The organism is Streptomyces sp. NPDC006197, assembly GCF_040613865.1.
Classification (GTDB): domain Bacteria; phylum Actinomycetota; class Actinomycetes; order Streptomycetales; family Streptomycetaceae; genus Streptomyces.
Window position 1 is genome coordinate 1 of the sequence record NZ_JBEXSZ010000179.1, and the last position, 15,500, is coordinate 15,500.

The 15,500-nt window shown below is 72.6% G+C and carries 16 protein-coding genes; 11 read left to right on the forward strand and 5 right to left on the reverse strand.

Going from position 1 to position 15,500, the window contains the following annotated elements; translation table 11 throughout:
• A partial coding sequence (locus ABZ318_RS35020) for a phospho-sugar mutase (protein WP_356906472.1) occupies positions 1 to 1,310 on the forward strand: 1,310 nt, incomplete at its 5' end.
• A gap of 253 nt (positions 1,311 to 1,563) precedes the next feature.
• Here the strand turns inward: ABZ318_RS35020 and ABZ318_RS35025 are convergent.
• From ABZ318_RS35025 to ABZ318_RS35035, 3 genes are all read right to left on the reverse strand, one after another.
• On the reverse strand, positions 1,564 to 2,280 hold the full coding sequence (locus ABZ318_RS35025) for a PH domain-containing protein (RefSeq protein ID WP_356906473.1): 717 nt from the start codon (positions 2,278 to 2,280) through the stop codon (positions 1,564 to 1,566).
• A 34-nt stretch (positions 2,281 to 2,314) separates the two neighbouring features.
• Positions 2,315 to 2,950, reverse strand: a complete 636-nt coding sequence (locus tag ABZ318_RS35030; protein WP_356906474.1) for a class F sortase — start codon at positions 2,948 to 2,950, stop codon at positions 2,315 to 2,317.
• A gap of 174 nt (positions 2,951 to 3,124) precedes the next feature.
• A complete protein-coding gene (locus tag ABZ318_RS35035) occupies positions 3,125 to 4,447 on the reverse strand; it encodes a hypothetical protein (RefSeq protein ID WP_356906475.1) in 1,323 nt (440 codons plus the stop codon).
• Positions 4,448 to 4,698: 251 nt separating this feature from the next.
• Between ABZ318_RS35035 and deoC the strand changes: the two genes are divergently transcribed.
• The 4 genes from deoC (at position 4,699) to ABZ318_RS35055 (ending at position 9,439) form a co-directional block, all read left to right on the forward strand.
• The gene (gene deoC, locus ABZ318_RS35040; protein WP_030687418.1) at positions 4,699 to 5,658 is read left to right on the forward strand and encodes a deoxyribose-phosphate aldolase; all 960 of its coding nucleotides are present in this window, start codon (positions 4,699 to 4,701) and stop codon (positions 5,656 to 5,658) included.
• 5 nt (positions 5,659 to 5,663) lie between these two features.
• Positions 5,664 to 7,100, forward strand: a complete 1,437-nt coding sequence (locus tag ABZ318_RS35045) for an aldehyde dehydrogenase family protein (RefSeq protein WP_356906476.1) — start codon at positions 5,664 to 5,666, stop codon at positions 7,098 to 7,100.
• Positions 7,093 to 7,986, forward strand: coding sequence for an aldehyde dehydrogenase family protein (locus ABZ318_RS35050; RefSeq protein WP_356906477.1), 894 nt, complete (start codon positions 7,093 to 7,095; stop codon positions 7,984 to 7,986). Before ABZ318_RS35045 ends, ABZ318_RS35050 begins: the two co-directional genes overlap by 8 nt.
• Positions 7,987 to 8,146: 160 nt before the next feature.
• Positions 8,147 to 9,439 carry a TerD family protein gene (locus ABZ318_RS35055; RefSeq protein ID WP_356906478.1) on the forward strand — a complete coding sequence of 431 codons (1,293 nt, stop codon included), beginning with the start codon at positions 8,147 to 8,149 and terminating at the stop codon, positions 9,437 to 9,439.
• Here the strand turns inward: ABZ318_RS35055 and ABZ318_RS35060 are convergent.
• The gene (locus ABZ318_RS35060; RefSeq protein ID WP_356906479.1) at positions 9,436 to 9,837 is read right to left on the reverse strand and encodes a hypothetical protein; all 402 of its coding nucleotides are present in this window, start codon (positions 9,835 to 9,837) and stop codon (positions 9,436 to 9,438) included. The two genes, ABZ318_RS35055 and ABZ318_RS35060, sit on opposite strands and share 4 nt — an antisense overlap.
• Before the next feature lie 52 nt (positions 9,838 to 9,889).
• Between ABZ318_RS35060 and ABZ318_RS35065 the strand changes: the two genes are divergently transcribed.
• Positions 9,890 to 10,579, forward strand: coding sequence for an ATP-binding protein (locus ABZ318_RS35065; protein WP_356906480.1), 690 nt, complete (start codon positions 9,890 to 9,892; stop codon positions 10,577 to 10,579).
• Between the two features lie 147 nt (positions 10,580 to 10,726).
• Here ABZ318_RS35065 and ABZ318_RS35070 read toward each other — a convergent pair whose 3' ends face one another.
• Positions 10,727 to 11,449 carry a SigE family RNA polymerase sigma factor gene (locus ABZ318_RS35070; protein WP_356906481.1) on the reverse strand — a complete coding sequence of 241 codons (723 nt, stop codon included), beginning with the start codon at positions 11,447 to 11,449 and terminating at the stop codon, positions 10,727 to 10,729.
• A gap of 168 nt (positions 11,450 to 11,617) precedes the next feature.
• Here ABZ318_RS35070 and afsQ1 point away from each other — a divergent pair, with 168 nt between their 5' ends.
• The 5 genes from afsQ1 (at position 11,618) to ABZ318_RS35095 (ending at position 15,399) form a co-directional block, all read left to right on the forward strand.
• The gene (afsQ1, locus tag ABZ318_RS35075) at positions 11,618 to 12,295 is read left to right on the forward strand and encodes a two-component system response regulator AfsQ1 (RefSeq protein ID WP_017239746.1); all 678 of its coding nucleotides are present in this window, start codon (positions 11,618 to 11,620) and stop codon (positions 12,293 to 12,295) included.
• Positions 12,292 to 13,824, forward strand: a complete 1,533-nt coding sequence (locus tag ABZ318_RS35080; protein ID WP_356906482.1) for a HAMP domain-containing sensor histidine kinase — start codon at positions 12,292 to 12,294, stop codon at positions 13,822 to 13,824. Before afsQ1 ends, ABZ318_RS35080 begins: the two co-directional genes overlap by 4 nt.
• Complete coding sequence (locus tag ABZ318_RS35085) at positions 13,821 to 14,426, forward strand: hypothetical protein (RefSeq protein ID WP_356906483.1); 606 nt, start codon at positions 13,821 to 13,823, stop codon at positions 14,424 to 14,426. Before ABZ318_RS35080 ends, ABZ318_RS35085 begins: the two co-directional genes overlap by 4 nt.
• A gap of 100 nt (positions 14,427 to 14,526) precedes the next feature.
• Positions 14,527 to 15,108 carry a VanZ family protein gene (locus tag ABZ318_RS35090; RefSeq protein WP_356906484.1) on the forward strand — a complete coding sequence of 194 codons (582 nt, stop codon included), beginning with the start codon at positions 14,527 to 14,529 and terminating at the stop codon, positions 15,106 to 15,108.
• Between the two features lie 90 nt (positions 15,109 to 15,198).
• Entirely contained in the window at positions 15,199 to 15,399 is a 201-nt protein-coding gene (locus tag ABZ318_RS35095; protein ID WP_093874403.1) for a PspC domain-containing protein, read from the forward strand.
• Positions 15,400 to 15,500: the final 101 nt, after the last annotated feature.

Genomic DNA, 15,500 nt, shown 5'->3' on the forward strand with positions numbered 1-15,500 from the left:
TGTCCCACACGCAACTCCGAGAGCGGGAGGCGGCGTTCGGCTGCCTTCTCGCGCACCGTGACGTCCTTGACGCTCAGCCCGGCCAGCGACCGGAGGCGAGCCACAACCCGCCGCGCGACAACGGTTACAAGGTCTACCTGGGCGACGGCTCGCAGATCGTGCCGCCGGCCGACGCGGAGATCGCCGCCGAGATCGCCGCGATCCGCTCGCTGGACGACGTGCCGCGCCCCACCGAGGGCTGGGAGACGCTGGGCGACGAGGTCCTGAACGCCTACCTGGAGCGCACGGACGCCGTCCTGACCCCCGGCTCCCCCCGCACCGCGCGGACCGTCTACACGGCCATGCACGGCGTCGGCAAGGAGGTCCTGACGGCCGCGTTCGGCCGGGCCGGCTTCCCGCCGCCCGCGCTCGTCGCCGAGCAGGCCGACCCGGACCCGGCCTTCCCGACGGTCGCCTTCCCGAACCCGGAGGAGCCGGGCGCCATGGACCTGGCCTTCGAGGCCGCCCGCGCCGTGGACCCCGACATCGTGATCGCCAACGACCCGGACGCCGACCGCTGCGCCGTGGCCGTGCCGGACGCCTCCGTCGAGGGCGGCTGGCGGATGCTCCGCGGCGACGAGGTGGGCGCGCTGCTCGCCGCGCACCTGGTGCACAAGGGCGCCACCGGCGTGTTCGCCGAGTCGATCGTGTCGTCCTCGCTGCTCGGCCGCATCGCCGAGGCGGCGGGCGTCGGCTACGAGGAGACGCTGACCGGCTTCAAGTGGATCGCCCGCGTCGACGGCCTGCGGTACGGCTACGAGGAGGCGCTCGGCTACTGCGTCGACCCGGAGGGCGTCCGCGACAAGGACGGCATCACGGCGGCGCTGCTCGTCACCGAGCTGGCCTCGGTGCTCAAGGAGCAGGGCCGGACGCTGACCGACCTGCTCGACGACCTGGCGGTGGCGCACGGGCTGCACGCCACGGACCAGCTGTCGGTGCGGGTCGAGGACCTGGGGATCATCGCGAACGCGATGGCCGCGCTGCGCGAGCGGCCGCCGGTCTCCCTCGCCGGTCTGACGGTCGTCTCGGCCGAGGACCTGACGAAGGGCACGGAGTCGCTGCCGCCGACGGACGGGCTGCGCTACCACCTGGAGGGCGACTACAAGGCCCGGGTGATCGTCCGCCCGAGCGGCACCGAGCCCAAGCTCAAGTGCTACCTGGAGGTCGTCGTCCCGGTCGCCGACGCGAGCGAACTGGCGGCGGCCCGCGCGACGGGCGCGGAGCTGCTGACCGCGATCAAGCGGGACCTGGCCGAGGCCGCCGGGCTGTAGGACACGGGTACTCGCGTACCCGAGTGCCCGGATACGCGGATACGCGGAAGGGCCGGTGCGGAAGCGATTCCGTACCGGCCCTTCGGCGTGTGCGGCTCTGGGATCCAAAATCCTGGATCTGGATCTGGATCCTGGAGCCTGGATCCAAAATTCTGGACCCGGATCTTGGATCCAGGATCCAGGATCCGAATCTTGGATCTTGAATCCGGGATCCGGGATCCGGGATCCGGGATCCGGGATCCGGGATCCAAGCTCAGCCCGTCGCGAGCAGGATCACGAGCAGCAGCAGCCCCGCCAGCGCGGGCCCGACGATCTCGTACGCCCAGCGCACCCGCGGCTCGCCCTGCGCGCCCGGGGCCGTGGCGTGCCGCTCGGCGAGCTCGCGCAGCTCGGCGACGGCCTTGTCGCTCGGCGCGATCCGGGAGGCGCTGTCCCGCACGTCGGCGGTGACGGAGGTACGGCCGTGCGGATCGTCCTGGGAGGCGCGGGCGGCGTTGCGGGCGGCCCTCTTCCGCTGGCGCAGCGAGACGGGGATCGCCCACAGCTGGTACTTGGTGCCCTCCTGCGTGAAGACCTCGCTGGAGTAGCCGGCGCGGACGTCGGCGACCGAGGCCCAGGGCAGCGTGATCGACCGGAACGGGTTGCGGATCCGGAGCCGGTTCTCGTTCGTGTACACGGCGGGCCGGATCGTGAAGGCGACGATCAGCGGGACGGCGAGGACGAGGGTCGCGAGCACGAGCCAGGGCGTGCGGCCCTCGCCGCGGGCCATCGCGTCCGCGGCGAACAGGGCCGCGAGGAGCAGCAGGAAGATCCCGCTCGCGACACCGAGGGGCGACCGGTGGACCTTGTCGGCGGAGGCGGGCGCGGCAGAGGCCTGCCCGCCGGGGGTCTGCCCCGCGGACGGCTGCTCGGGGGTCGACTCGCGGCTCGGCTCGTGGCTGGGCTCGGGGGTCGGCTCGGGGGTCGTCATGCCGCCGATTGTGCCTCAGCGGGCGGGGCGGGGCTCAGGCGGCCCGCGCGGCCACCAACTCCGCGTACACGATGATGTTGTCGGGGCGGTGGCCGTCGACCAGCTCCCCGCCGCAGGTGACGAGACGCAGCTCGGGGCGGGTGGTGTTCCCGTACACCTTGGCCGTCGGGAAGGCGTCCTTGTCGACCTGCTCCAGCTCCCGGACCCGGAAGACGGCGGTCGTGCCGTCGGCGCGGGTGACGGTGATCTCGTCGCCGACCCGGACCCGGGAGACGTTCTTGAGGACGGCCGGGCCGCGGGCGGTGTCGAAGTGGCCGATGAGGACGGCGGGGCCGGTCTCCCCGGGCGTGACGCCCTTGTCGTACCAGCCGATCCGCTCGGCGTCCGCGACCGAGGGCACCTGGACGGTGCCGTCGGTGTTCAGGCCGAGGGAGAGGACGGAGCCGGCGTCGACCCCGGCGGCGGGCACCCGGACCCGGACGGGCAGGGAGCGCGCCATCGGCCGGACGGCCGCCTTCGGCGCGGCGGGCGGGGTGGCGGTGGCCCGCGAGATGTGGGCGGGCGGGGTGGCGGCCCCGGTCTCGCCACCGGCGGAGCAGCCGGTGAGCGCGGCGAGCGCGGCGACGAGGAGGAGGGCGGCGGTACGGGGCCGGGGGCTGCGGCGGTTCACGGGAAGGCTCCGACGTGGTGCGGCCGGCCGCCGCGCGGGACGCGGCGACCGGCCTGGGGTGGGGTGGGGTGGTGCCTGCTCGGGTCAAGGGCAAGGCGGTACGGGGTCGGCCGCGGGCGGCCGGGGTGGGGCGCGGGCGGTACGGGTGAGGGCGTACCGCCCGGGCCGTACGGGTCAGCCGCGGGTGCCGGCCGCCCGGCGGCGCAGGACGACGAAACCGAGACCCGCGGCGGCGAGCGAGGCCGCGCCCGCACCGGCGGCGATCAGGGCGGTGGAGTCGTCCCCGGCGGCGAACTCGGCGCCGGCCGCGACGCCGCCCTTCGGGACGACGGAGGTCTGGCCGCCGTTGTTCACGGTGGTGCCGGTGTTGCCCGCGGGCGCCGGGGTGGTGGTGGACGGCGCCGGGGTGGGCGTGGCGGTGTCCTTCTCGCAGCCCTTGGGGAGCTTCGGGAAGGCGATCCAGCGCTCCTTCGGCGGCTCGACGCTCTGGACGCGCTGACCGAGGAGGGGGGTGAGGGTGGACGCGTCCTTGATCCGGAGGCCGAAGGGGCTCAGGCCGGGGTGGGCGCGATCGACGGTGTCCATGACCTTGCCGTCGGGGTCGATCAGGACCGCCTTCGGGCCCTTCTTCAGGTCGTTGGTGAGGACGATCCGCCAGCGCGTTCCGAAGTCCGCAACGGTGACCTGCTGGACGGTGCACTCGCCGAGGGTGACGACGGGACCCGGGGTGGGCTTCGGGGCCGGGGCGGGCGTGGTGTCCGGTGCCTCGACGAGCTTCGGGGCGGCCTGCTTCGAGGCGCCCGGGACGTAGGCGGCGAAGCCTCCGTCCTGCTCCAGGACGACGACCGCCTTGCCGTAGAACCAGACCTGGCGGGAGCCGTTCAGGTAGGTGAAGCCGCGGCCCTTGCCGTTCTCGATCAGCTGGAGGCCGTAGCGGCCGTCCTTCCGGGCGAGCTCCAGGAGGGTGCCGTCGGCGAGCTCGTAGGTGCCGGGCCGGGCGCCGGGGACGTAGTTGCCGTTCCAGTTCAGGGTGCGGCCGTCCTCGAGGAGGACGAAGAACTCACCGTTGTCGTTGCCCGCGACCGGGCGGCCGAAGGACTCGAGGACGCCGACCGGGTTGCCCTGGTAGAAGAGCTCGGCGCGGTAGTTCAGGTTGCCGACCTTGTAGATCTTGGCGACGGTGCCGTTGAGGAGGGTCTCGGTGCGGAGGAGGGTGCCCTGCGCGGCGTCGGCCGTGCCCTTGGCGTCGGTCGTGCCCTTGGCGTCGGTCTTGGCCCCAGTGTCGGTCTTGGCCCCGGTGTCGGCCTTGGCCCCGGTGTCGGCCTTGGCCCCGGTGTCGGCCGGCTTCGCATCGGTGTCGGCCGGCTTCGCTTCGGAGGCGCTGACGGCCACCGGGCCGTCGGCGGCGAAGGCGGCTCCGGCGGTGAGCGCCGGGGTGGTGATCGCGACGCCCGTGACGAGGGCGGTGGCGATGGCGGTGCGAAGGGCGGTGCGCATAACGACTCCTGGAGATCAGGCAGGTGGATGGGAGAGTCGCATGCCGCTTTTTCTCGGTCCGACTGTGTCCGGTGAGGTCTGGCTGGCTGCTGAACGAAAATCTATTGATCTTGTATTCGGGAGCCGTCCGCTCCGTGTCACAGGCGTGTGACAGGCGTCACCACGCCGGAGGACCCCCTGTGACCTCGGGCTCGATGAACGGGCTCCCCTGTACAGGTCGCTACGCGCGTAGATATGCTCGACTGGTGACCATGCCCACCACTGCACCCGCAGCTCTCGCATTCGCCGACGTGACCGCGTCCGACAGTGCGCTGCGCCGCTTCCTCCACGGGCTGCCCGGCGTCGACGCCGTCGGCCTGGAGGCGCGCGCCGCGTCCCTCGGCACCCGCTCGATCAAGACCACGGCCAAGGCGTACGCCATCGACCTGGCCATCTCCATGATCGACCTGACGACGCTCGAAGGCGCGGACACCCCGGGCAAGGTCCGGGCGCTCGCCGCCAAGGCCGTCAACCCCGATCCGACCGACCGCACGACCCCGAAGACCGCCGCCGTCTGCGTCTACCCCGACATGGTGGCCACCGCCAAGGCCGCCGTCGCGGGCTCGGGCGTCAAGGTCGCCTCGGTCGCCACCGCCTTCCCGGCCGGCCGCGCCGCGCTCCCCGTGAAGCTGGCCGACACCGCCGACGCCATCGCCGCCGGCGCGGACGAGATCGACATGGTCATCGACCGCGGCGCCTTCCTCGCCGGCAGGTACATGGAGGTGTACGAGCAGATCGCCGCGATCAAGGCCGAGTGTGGCGACCGCGCCCGCCTCAAGGTGATCTTCGAGACCGGCGAGCTCTCCACGTACGACAACATCCGCCGCGCCTCCTGGCTCGGCATGATGGCGGGCGCGGACTTCATCAAGACCTCGACCGGCAAGGTCGCGGTCAACGCCACCCCGGCGAACACCCTCCTCATGCTGGAGGCGGTGCGCGACTTCCGCGCCCAGACCGGCGTGCAGATCGGCGTGAAGCCGGCCGGCGGCATCCGCAACACCAAGGAAGCGATCAAGTTCCTGGTTCTCGTCAACGAGACCGTGGGCGAGGACTGGCTGGACAACCACTGGTTCCGCTTCGGCGCTTCCAGCCTGCTCAACGACCTGCTGATGCAGCGCCAGAAGCTGGCGACCGGCCGTTACTCCGGCCCCGATTACGTGACGGTGGACTGATCAACATGGCATCTGCATTCGAGTACGCACCGGCACCGGAGTCGCGCTCGGTCGTCGACATCGCGCCGAGCTACGGCCTGTTCATCGACGGCGAGTTCGTCGACGCCGCCGACGGCAAGGTCTTCAAGACCGTCTCCCCCTCCACCGAGGAGGTGCTCTCCGAGGTCGCCCAGGCGGGCGCCGAGGACGTGGACCGTGCGGTGAAGGCGGCGCGGAAGGCCTTCGAGAAGTGGTCGGCGCTGCCCGGCTCCGAGCGCGCCAAGTACCTCTTCCGGATCGCCCGGATCATCCAGGAGCGCAGCCGTGAGCTGGCCGTCCTGGAGACCCTGGACAACGGCAAGCCGATCAAGGAGACCCGCGACGCGGACCTCCCGCTGGTCGCCGCGCACTTCTTCTACTACGCGGGCTGGGCCGACAAGCTCGACCACGCGGGCTACGGCGCGAACCCGCGCCCGCTGGGCGTGGCCGGCCAGGTCATCCCGTGGAACTTCCCGCTGCTGATGCTGGCGTGGAAGATCGCCCCGGCGCTCGCGACCGGCAACACGGTCGTGCTCAAGCCGGCCGAGACGACTCCGCTCTCCGCCCTGTTCTTCGCGGACATCTGCCGCCAGGCCGGGCTGCCGAAGGGCGTCGTCAACATCCTTCCCGGGTACGGGGAGACGGGCGCGGCCCTCGTCGGGCACCCGGACGTGAACAAGGTCGCCTTCACCGGTTCGACCGCCGTCGGCAAGGCCATCGCGCGCCAGGTCGCCGGCACGCACAAGAAGGTCACGCTGGAGCTGGGCGGCAAGGGCGCCAACATCGTCTTCGACGACGCCCCGATCGACCAGGCCGTCGAGGGCATCGTCAACGGCATCTTCTTCAACCAGGGCCAGGTCTGCTGCGCGGGCTCGCGCCTCCTCGTCCAGGAGTCGATCCAGGACGAGCTGCTCGACAGCCTCAAGCGCCGTCTGTCCACGCTCCGCCTCGGCGACCCGCTCGACAAGAACACCGACATCGGCGCGATCAACTCCTCGGAGCAGCTGGCCCGCATCACCAGCCTGGTGGACCAGGGCGAGGCGGAGGGCGCCGAGCGCTGGACCGCCGCGTGCGAGCTCCCGTCGGCCGGTTACTGGTTCGCCCCGACGCTCTTCACGAACGTCACGCAGGCGCACCGGATCGCCCGCGACGAGATCTTCGGCCCCGTCCTGTCGGTGCTGTCCTTCCGTACCCCCGACGAGGCCGTCGCGAAGGCCAACAACAGCCAGTACGGCCTGTCGGCCGGCATCTGGACGGAGAAGGGCTCCCGCATCCTCGCGGTCGCCAACAAGCTCCGGGCCGGTGTCGTCTGGGCCAACACGTTCAACAAGTTCGACCCGACCTCGCCGTTCGGCGGCTACAAGGAGTCGGGCTTCGGCCGCGAGGGCGGCCGCCACGGTCTGGAGGCCTACCTCGATGTCTGATGTGAATCGCCTCAGCGTCTTCAAGACCTACAAGCTGTACGTCGGGGGCAAGTTCCCCCGCTCCGAGAGCGGCCGGGTGTACGAGGTGACGGACTCCAAGGGCAAGTGGCTGGCGAACGCGCCGCTCTCCTCCCGCAAGGACGCCCGTGACGCGGTCGTCGCCGCGCGCAAGGCCTTCGGCGGCTGGGCGGGCGCCACCGCGTACAACCGCGGCCAGATCCTCTACCGCGTCGCCGAGATGCTGGAGGGCCGCAAGGGCCAGTTCGTGCACGAGGTCGCGCACGCGGAGGGCCTGTCCAAGAACAAGGCGGCCGAGGTCGTCGAGGCCGCGATCGACCGCTGGGTCTGGTACGCGGGCTGGACCGACAAGATCGCCCAGATCGTGGGCGGCGCGAACCCGGTCGCGGGCCCGTACTTCAACCTGTCGACCCCGGAGCCGACCGGCGTCGTCACGGTCGTGGCCCCGCAGGACTCGTCCTTCCTCGGCCTGGTCTCGGTGATCGCCCCGGTGATCGCGACCGGCAACACGGCCGTCGTCATCGCCAGCGAGAAGGCCCCGCTCCCGGCGCTCTCCCTGGGCGAGGTCCTGGCCACCTCCGACCTCCCCGGCGGCGTGGTCAACATCCTCTCCGGCAAGGCCTCCGAGATGGGTCCGCACCTCGCGGCCCACCAGGACGTCAACGCCATCGACCTGACGGGCGCGACCGACGGCGACCTCGCCCGCGACCTGGAGATCGCGGCGGCGGACAACCTGAAGCGCGTCCTGCGCCCCCGTACCGAGGACTTCACCGAGTCCCCCGGCACGGACCGCATGACCGCCTTCCTGGAGACGAAGACGGTCTGGCACCCCACGGGTTCGCTGGGCGCGAGCGGCTCCTCGTACTAGCCGCCACCGCCGGAGAACGGTCCCCGGGCAGCAGCACTGCCCGGGGGCCGTTCTCCGTTCCCGTCCTCTTTCCACAGGCCTTGCCCCACCGCCCCGGCCGGCCTCAGGATCCAGTGGTGATCTTTCGTGGAGGGGACATGAGCGGAGGGGCTGGTACGTCATGGGGGGACTGATCAAGGGAGGCAACGCCTTCGTCCCGACCGTGCCGCTGCGCGTGGCCGTGCGCGGCGCCGTCGACGTCGCGGCGCTGCTGCTGACGGAGCGGGGCCGGGTCCGGGGGGACGCGGACATCGTGTTCCACGGCGCCCCGGTCCACCCGTCGGGCACCGTGCGGCTCGTCGGCGGCGAGGAGGGGACGGCGTGGCTGGAGGCCGGGCTCACGACGATCGAGGAGGACGTCTCCCGCGTCCTCGTGGTCGCGTCGACGGAGAACGGCGCGCTGCGGGACGTGGCCGGGCTGTCCGTGGAGGCCTTCGCGCCGGACGGCACCTCGGTCGCGCGCTACGACACGACCGACGCCGGCGGCGAGACCGCGATGGTGCTCGCGGAGCTGTACCGGCGCGCGGGCGGCTGGAAGTTCCGCGCGGTGGGCCAGGGCTACCTGGACGGCCTCGAAGGCCTGGCGGTGGACCACGGGGTGGACGTGGCGGAGGAGCCCCCGGCGGAAACCCGGACCCCGGAGCACCGGGCCCCTGCCGCGGAGGTCCCGTTCCAGATCCCGCCCCCGGCACCCGCACCGGCCCCCGTCCTTGTCCCCGATGACCAGGACCGGACGTTCGGCGCCGTCTTCCAGCCGCGCGAGGTGAGCGGCCGGCACAACGACGTGATCACCGAGGAGGGGCTCCCGCCCGGCCCGGTCCTGGTCGAACTCGCCGTCGAGGGCGAGGGCTACACCGGTCTGTGGCCCCTCGACCGCGGCAACAAGAAGGGGGACAGCCTCGTCAACAGCACCGAGGACGACTTCCGCGGCCGCCTGCTCACCTGTGTCCCCGAGAACGGGCGACTGCGGCTGAGGCTGGAAGCGGACAGGCGCTGGCAGATGCGGATCCTGCCGCTGACGGCCGCCCAGCGGCTGACGGAGGAGCGGCTGGAGTCCAACGGCCCCTGCGTCCTGCTGCACACCGGGGGAACGGCCGACCTCGTCTTCCACTACCGCGGCAAGGACAACTTCATCGTCCATCTCTACGGGCTCCACGAGCTGGTGGCGCACCGCGACCCCACCGTCCTCCCGGAGAACCGGACGTACGCCGTCAACGAGATCGGCAGGCTCCGGGAGACCCTGCCTCTGCCCGAGGGCCCGATCGTCGTCCACATGACGGACGCGGACGGTCCGTGGCGCGCCCGCCTGAAGGAACTCCGGCCGCGCAGCGGGCAGCCGTACGACGACGGCGCCCCGGCGAAGCTCCCCGCACCCCGCGCCACCCAGGCCTGGCTGCGGTGGGGCAGACGCTAGCCCGGCAGCAGCCCCTGCGTCACGCCGCCGACCACCGGCAGGTCGGAGACCGCGCCGCCCTTCGTGACGTGGTCGGTCAGCAGGTTCGTGCCGACCGGCTTGAAGTCGGCGACCTGCGTGCCGAGGCCGTTGTCGAGCGGGTCGACGCCGGTGTTGGCCAGCGGGTCGAGCTGAAGGCGGGTCAGCGGGCCCACGCCGTGGGTGACACCGTCCAGCGCGCCCGCCCCGGCCGCGCCGGCGTCCGTCCGGCTCAGCGAGTCGAGGGGCAGCGGCACCGGGGCGGCGGCCTGCGCCCCGGCACCCGCGCCGATCATCGCGGCGCCCGCCGCCGTGACGGTGAGACCGGCCTTGAGCAGAGCGCTGCGGCGAGGGGTCCGGGAGGCTGCGTGACGCGCCATGGAGATCCTTCCAGGGGGTGAGCGAGCGGGCACCGACAGTAGTCGAGGTGTGATGCTCGATACCAACGGTCTTCCTCGGTGGTCCCCTGGACGGGGGAATGCCTCACACTGGTGTTCCGTGAGTTCCCAATCGATCCCGACCCGGGTCGTCCTGCTCGCGGGCCCCTCCGGCTCCGGCAAGTCGTCCCTCGCCGCCCTCGCCGGCCTCCCGGTCCTGCGCCTCGACGACTTCTACAAGGACGGCGACGACCCGTCGCTCCCGCTCGTCGACGGCAGCACGGACATCGACTGGGACTCCCCGGGGTCCTGGGACGCGGACGCCGCCGTCGCCGCGATCGTCGAGCTGTGCCGTACGGGACGGACCGACGTCCCCGTGTACGACATCGCCACCAGCTCCCGGGTGGACCACGAGCTGCTCGACATCGCGCGGACCCCGCTCTTCGTGGCGGAGGGCATCTTCGCGGCCGAGATCGTGACCCGCTGCCGCGAACTGGACGTCCTCGCGGACGCGCTGTGCCTGCGCGGCCGCCCCTCGACGACCTTCCGCCGCCGGCTCCTCCGCGACCTCCGCGAGGGCCGCAAGTCCGTCCCGTTCCTGCTGCGCCGCGGCTGGCGCCTGATGCGCGCCGAGCGCGCGATCGTCGCCCGCCAGACCGCCCTGGGCGCGTACCCCTGCGCGAAGCCGGAGGCGCTGGGGCGCCTGGCGGCAGCGGCGGCGGGCCGCCACCGCACGCCGGTCTAGCACGACGCACGACGCGGGTCGTACAAGCCCCCCGGCTTGTGCGACCCGCGTCGTGTTCCCCCGTACCCCCGTACGGCCCCCCGTGTCCCCCCGTACGCCCCCGGCCGCCGTGTCCCCCGTCGGCCCGGGGCTCGTTCCCCCCGACCTTCAGGCCACCAGCTCGCCGAAGGACTCCTCCTCGTCACGGCCGAAGCTCAGCACCTCGTCCTCGCGCAGTCGCCGCAGCGAGCGCCAGATGCTCGACTTCACCGTGCCGACACTGATGTCCAGGATCTCCGCGATCTCCGGGTCGGTCCGGCCCTCGTAGTAGCGCAGCACCAGCATCGTCCGCTGGAGCTCGGGCAGGCGGGCCAGGGCCTGCCACAGGACCGTGCGCAGCTCGGTGCCCCGCATCGCGTCCGTCTCGCCGACCGTCTCCGGCAGCTCCTCGGTCGGGTACTCGTTGAGCTTGCGCCGGCGCCAGGCGCTGATGTGCAGGTTGGTCATGGTGCGACGCAGGTATCCGCCGACGGCGGCCTTGTCGCTGATCCGGTCCCAGGCGCGGTACGTGGAGAACAGCGCGCTCTGGAGCAGGTCCTCGGCCTCGAAACGGTCACCGGTGAGGTGGTAGGCGGTGGCGTACAGGGAGGCACGACGCTCCTGGACGTAAGCCGTGAACTCGGCTTCCGAACAGCCGGAGCGCTCCCCCGTGACCTCCCCGTACGCCGCTCCCCCGTCAGCAACGGCCACCATGTACGGCGCCTTGCGCTGACGCCCGACGCTGCGAACGCACCCCCGTCCGTTCACACCGCCGGACTTCTCCGTGCTCCGCACGACGTCGTGGAGACGCGTGACAACTGCGCTTGAGGTGGTGCTGTGCAGTGCGTTCATCTCGCGCCCCCCGTCGGTTGGAGTGTGTTTCGGTCCGTGTGCCAAGAAGCTTGCCCCCCGGACTTCATGGCGTTGTCCGTCGACTGTCACAGCCGTGTCACAGGGAACGAGACGGAAGCGAGTCCGGGAGCGGTCGATCTCGGACGGCCCATGCGACAGAATGTCGCCGTGCCTTTTCTGCTGCTGATCGAGGACGACGACGCCATCCGCACGGCCCTCGAACTCTCCCTGTCCCGGCAGGGTCACCGGGTGGCCACCGCCGCGACGGGCGAGGACGGTCTCCAGCTGCTGCGTGAGCAGCGGCCCGACCTGGTCGTCCTCGACGTCATGCTGCCAGGCATCGACGGCTTCGAGGTCTGCCGGCGGATCCGCCGGACCGACCAGCTGCCGATCATCCTGCTGACCGCGCGCAGCGACGACATCGACGTGGTCGTCGGGCTCGAGTCCGGCGCCGACGACTACGTCGTGAAGCCGGTGCAGGGGCGGGTGCTCGACGCCCGCATCCGGGCCGTGCTGCGGCGCGGGGAGCGCGAGTCGACGGACTCGGCGACGTACGGCTCCCTGGTGATCGACCGTTCGGCGATGACGGTCACCAAGAACGGCGAGGACCTCCAGCTCACCCCGACCGAGCTGCGGCTGCTCCTGGAGCTGAGCCGGCGGCCCGGGCAGGCGCTGTCCCGCCAGCAGTTGCTGCGGCTCGTGTGGGAGCACGACTACCTGGGCGACTCGCGGCTCGTCGACGCCTGTGTGCAGCGGCTGCGCGCCAAGGTGGAGGACGTGCCGTCCTCGCCGACGCTGATCCGTACGGTGCGCGGTGTCGGTTACCGGCTGGACGTTCCTGCGTGAGCAAGGGGATCTACGCGCGGCTGCGACTCTCCAGCCTGCGGCTGCGGCTCGTCGTCGTCTTCGCCCTCGTCGCGCTCACCGCGGCCGTCGCCGCCTCCGGCATCGCGTACTGGCTCAACCGCGAGGCGGTGCTGACCCGTACCCAGGACGGGGCGCTGGGCGACTTCCGGCAGGAGATGCAGAACCGGACGGCGACGCTGCCCCTCCGGCCCACCCAGGACGACCTGCGGCGGACCGCCGAGCAGATGGCGTCCGGCAGCGCCGCGGACTACCAGGTGCTGCTGCTCGGCGAGCGGGAGGCGGGCAAGCCGATCGTGGGCGCCTCGGACCCGGACGACTTCACCCTGGCCGACGTGCCGCGCTCGCTGCGGGAGGCCGTGGACACGAAGCGGCCGGTGACGGACGCCAACCCGTATCCGTACCACCTGTTCTGGCAGCGTACGGAGCGGAACGGGACGCCGTACCTGGTCGGCGGCACTCGGATCGACGGCGGCGGGCCCTCCGGGTACATGTTCAAGTCGCTGGCCGCGGAGAAGGCCGATCTGAACTCGCTCGCCTGGTCGTTGGGGATCGCCACCGCGCTCGCGGTGGCCGGCTCGGTGCTGCTCGCGCAGGTGGCGGCGACGACCGTGCTGCGCCCGGTGCACCGGCTGGGCGAGGCGGCCCGGCAGCTCGGCGAGGGCAAGCTCGACACCCGGCTGCGGGTCTCCGGCGCGGACGAACTGGCCGATCTCTCCCGTACGTTCAACAGCGCGGCCGAGTCGCTGCAGAAGAAGGTCGCGGACATGAGCGCGCGGGAGGAGTCCTCGCGGCGTTTCGTGGCCGACATGTCGCACGAGCTGCGGACCCCGCTGACCGCGCTGACGGCCGTCACCGAGGTCCTGGAGGACGAGCAGGACTCCCTGGACCCGATGATCGCCCCGGCGGTGGCCCTCGTGGTGAGCGAGACCCGGCGCCTCAACGACCTGGTGGAGAACCTGATGGAGGTGACCCGCTTCGACGCGGGCACCGCGCGGCTCGTCCTCGACGACGTGGACATCGCGGACCAGATCACCGCGTGCATCGACGCGCGGGCCTGGCTGGACGCGGTGGAGCTCGACGCGGAGCGCGGGATCGTGGCGCCGCTCGACCCGCGGCGCCTCGACGTGATCCTGGCGAACCTCATCGGCAACGCGCTCAAGCACGGCGGTTCGCCGGTGCGGGTCTCGGTCCGCACGGAGGAGGACGAGCTGGTCATCGCGGTGCGGGACCACGGCCCCGGCATCCCGGAAGAAGTACTGCCGCACGTCTTCGACCGCTTCTACAAGGCGAGCGCGTCCCGGCCGCGGTCCGACGGCAGCGGGCTCGGCCTGTCGATCGCCATGGAGAACGCGCTGATCCACGGCGGTTCGATCACGGCGTCGAACTCGGTCGGCGAGGACGGGAAGGTCGACGGCGCGGTGTTCGTGCTGCGGCTGCCGCTGGACGCCTCGGGGATCACGCGCGAGGTGCAGACCCGCAGCAGCCAGGGCGAGGTGGAGGAAGCGTGAGGCGTCGCGTCATTGTCCTGGCGGCCGCGCTCACGGCGCTGGTCACCGGCTGCGGCATCCGGACCACGTCGGTCCCGGTGGACGCGGGCGCGGCCCCGTCCCGGGTGCCGTGCAGCGTGACCGGGGACGGTACGACGGAGGCGGCGGCCCAGGGCGAGCCGGTCCGGCTGTTCCTGGTCTGCGGCTCCCAGCTGGAGGTGGTGGACCGCCGGGCGCCGCTGCCCGAGGAGAAGGCGGGCGGCGATCCGGTGCGGACCGCCGGGCGGCTGCTCGCGCAGCTGCTCGCCGAGCCCTCGGAGAGCGAGCGGCAGGCCGGCTTCACGACCGAGGTGCGCGGGCCGCTGACCGTGGGCGGCGGGCACCGGGGTGACCCGGCGGGCACGCTGCGGCTGAGCCGGCAGCCGGAGGACCTGGCGCCGACGGCGCTGTCGCAGCTCGTCTGCACCTTCGCGGAGAGCTCCGCGGGCGCGGGCGGCCACACGGCCCTGCTCGGCGGGCCGGGGGCGTACGCGCCGAAGCGGTACCGCTGCACGACGGAACTCCGCGAGCGCCCCGACTCCGCCCCACCGACGGCCCCGCCCCCGAGCCCGACGACGCCCTGACCCGCCGCCCGGGCCGCGCCCGGGCGGCGGGAAGTGGTGCTCGCGGCGCCTCCCGCCGTGGCGCGGAACCGATTCCGCTGTTCGGGGCGTCTTGGGGGGCGTGCAGCGTCAAGGTTCGGGCGGCAGTGCCGCCGTGGTCGTCCGCGTGGCGGGGTTCGTCCTCCTCCTCGCGCATCTGCTGCTCGTCGCCTGGGTCAGTCTGCGCCCACGGGACGTGGCCTGGGTGACCGCGCCGAACACGATCCCGCTGCACGGCCTGCGCACCGTTCTCGCGCTCGGCGGGAGCGAGGCGGCCCGGCTGATCGGCGAGGGCCTGCTGCTCCTGGCCCCGCTCGGGGTGCTGCTCCCGATGGCCGACGGACGGCTCCACGTCTCCGGGTGGGCCTCCCTGACCCGTACGACCGCCGCGGGCGCGCTGGTGTCGCTGGCCGTGGAGCTGCTGCAGACCGCGGTGCCGGGGCAGGTGGTGGACGTGGACTCGGTCCTCCTGAACACCGCGGGGGTCGCGCTGGCGCATCTCCTGGTGGTCCCGGCCGGCCGGACCCGGCTGCGCCGCAGGTGGGAGGCGGGGAGGTCGTCCTCCTCCGCGGGGAGCACCCCGGACGGGGGCGCCGCCCTGCTGCGGGACGAGGCCCCTCAGGGTGCGACCCCGACGATTTCCAGGGTCCCGATCGCCCCGTAGACCGACGCTTCGTCCCCCTGTCCGGCCGGAGTATGGAGTCATCGGGAGCCCGACGGAGCGGCTCCCGGACCGACTCCGAAGGAGCCCACCATGGCCGCACTGACCCGCCCCCGTGACGGACGCGTGCTCGGCGGAGTGTGCGCGGCGCTGGCCCGGCGCTTCGGCACCTCCGCGACGACGATGCGTCTGATCTTCCTGGCCTCGTGCCTGCTGCCGGGCCCGCAGTTCCTGATCTACCTGGGCCTGTGGATCTTCCTGCCGGCGGAGAAGACCGCGAGCACGGCCTGGTAGCCGTCGCGCGAGTACGCCGAAGGGGCGCGCACCCGGGATCCCGGGCGAACGGGTGGACCAGCTTGCTGGCCGGAAACGGCGTCAGGAACGGCCCTGCGGAT

Coding starts and splice junctions, on each gene's coding strand:
- ABZ318_RS35060 (WP_356906479.1), bottom strand. CDS start 9,837: ATGGCGCGTCACGCAGCCTCCCGGACCCCTCGCCGCAGCGCTCTGCTC.
- ABZ318_RS35055 (WP_356906478.1), top strand. CDS start 8,147: ATGGGGGGACTGATCAAGGGAGGCAACGCCTTCGTCCCGACCGTGCCG.
- deoC (WP_030687418.1), top strand. CDS start 4,699: ATGCCCACCACTGCACCCGCAGCTCTCGCATTCGCCGACGTGACCGCG.
- ABZ318_RS35070 (WP_356906481.1), bottom strand. CDS start 11,449: ATGAACGCACTGCACAGCACCACCTCAAGCGCAGTTGTCACGCGTCTC.
- ABZ318_RS35050 (WP_356906477.1), top strand. CDS start 7,093: ATGTCTGATGTGAATCGCCTCAGCGTCTTCAAGACCTACAAGCTGTAC.
- ABZ318_RS35065 (WP_356906480.1), top strand. CDS start 9,890: ATGCTCGATACCAACGGTCTTCCTCGGTGGTCCCCTGGACGGGGGAAT.
- ABZ318_RS35035 (WP_356906475.1), bottom strand. CDS start 4,447: ATGCGCACCGCCCTTCGCACCGCCATCGCCACCGCCCTCGTCACGGGC.
- ABZ318_RS35045 (WP_356906476.1), top strand. CDS start 5,664: ATGGCATCTGCATTCGAGTACGCACCGGCACCGGAGTCGCGCTCGGTC.
- ABZ318_RS35095 (WP_093874403.1), top strand. CDS start 15,199: ATGGCCGCACTGACCCGCCCCCGTGACGGACGCGTGCTCGGCGGAGTG.
- ABZ318_RS35025 (WP_356906473.1), bottom strand. CDS start 2,280: ATGACGACCCCCGAGCCGACCCCCGAGCCCAGCCACGAGCCGAGCCGC.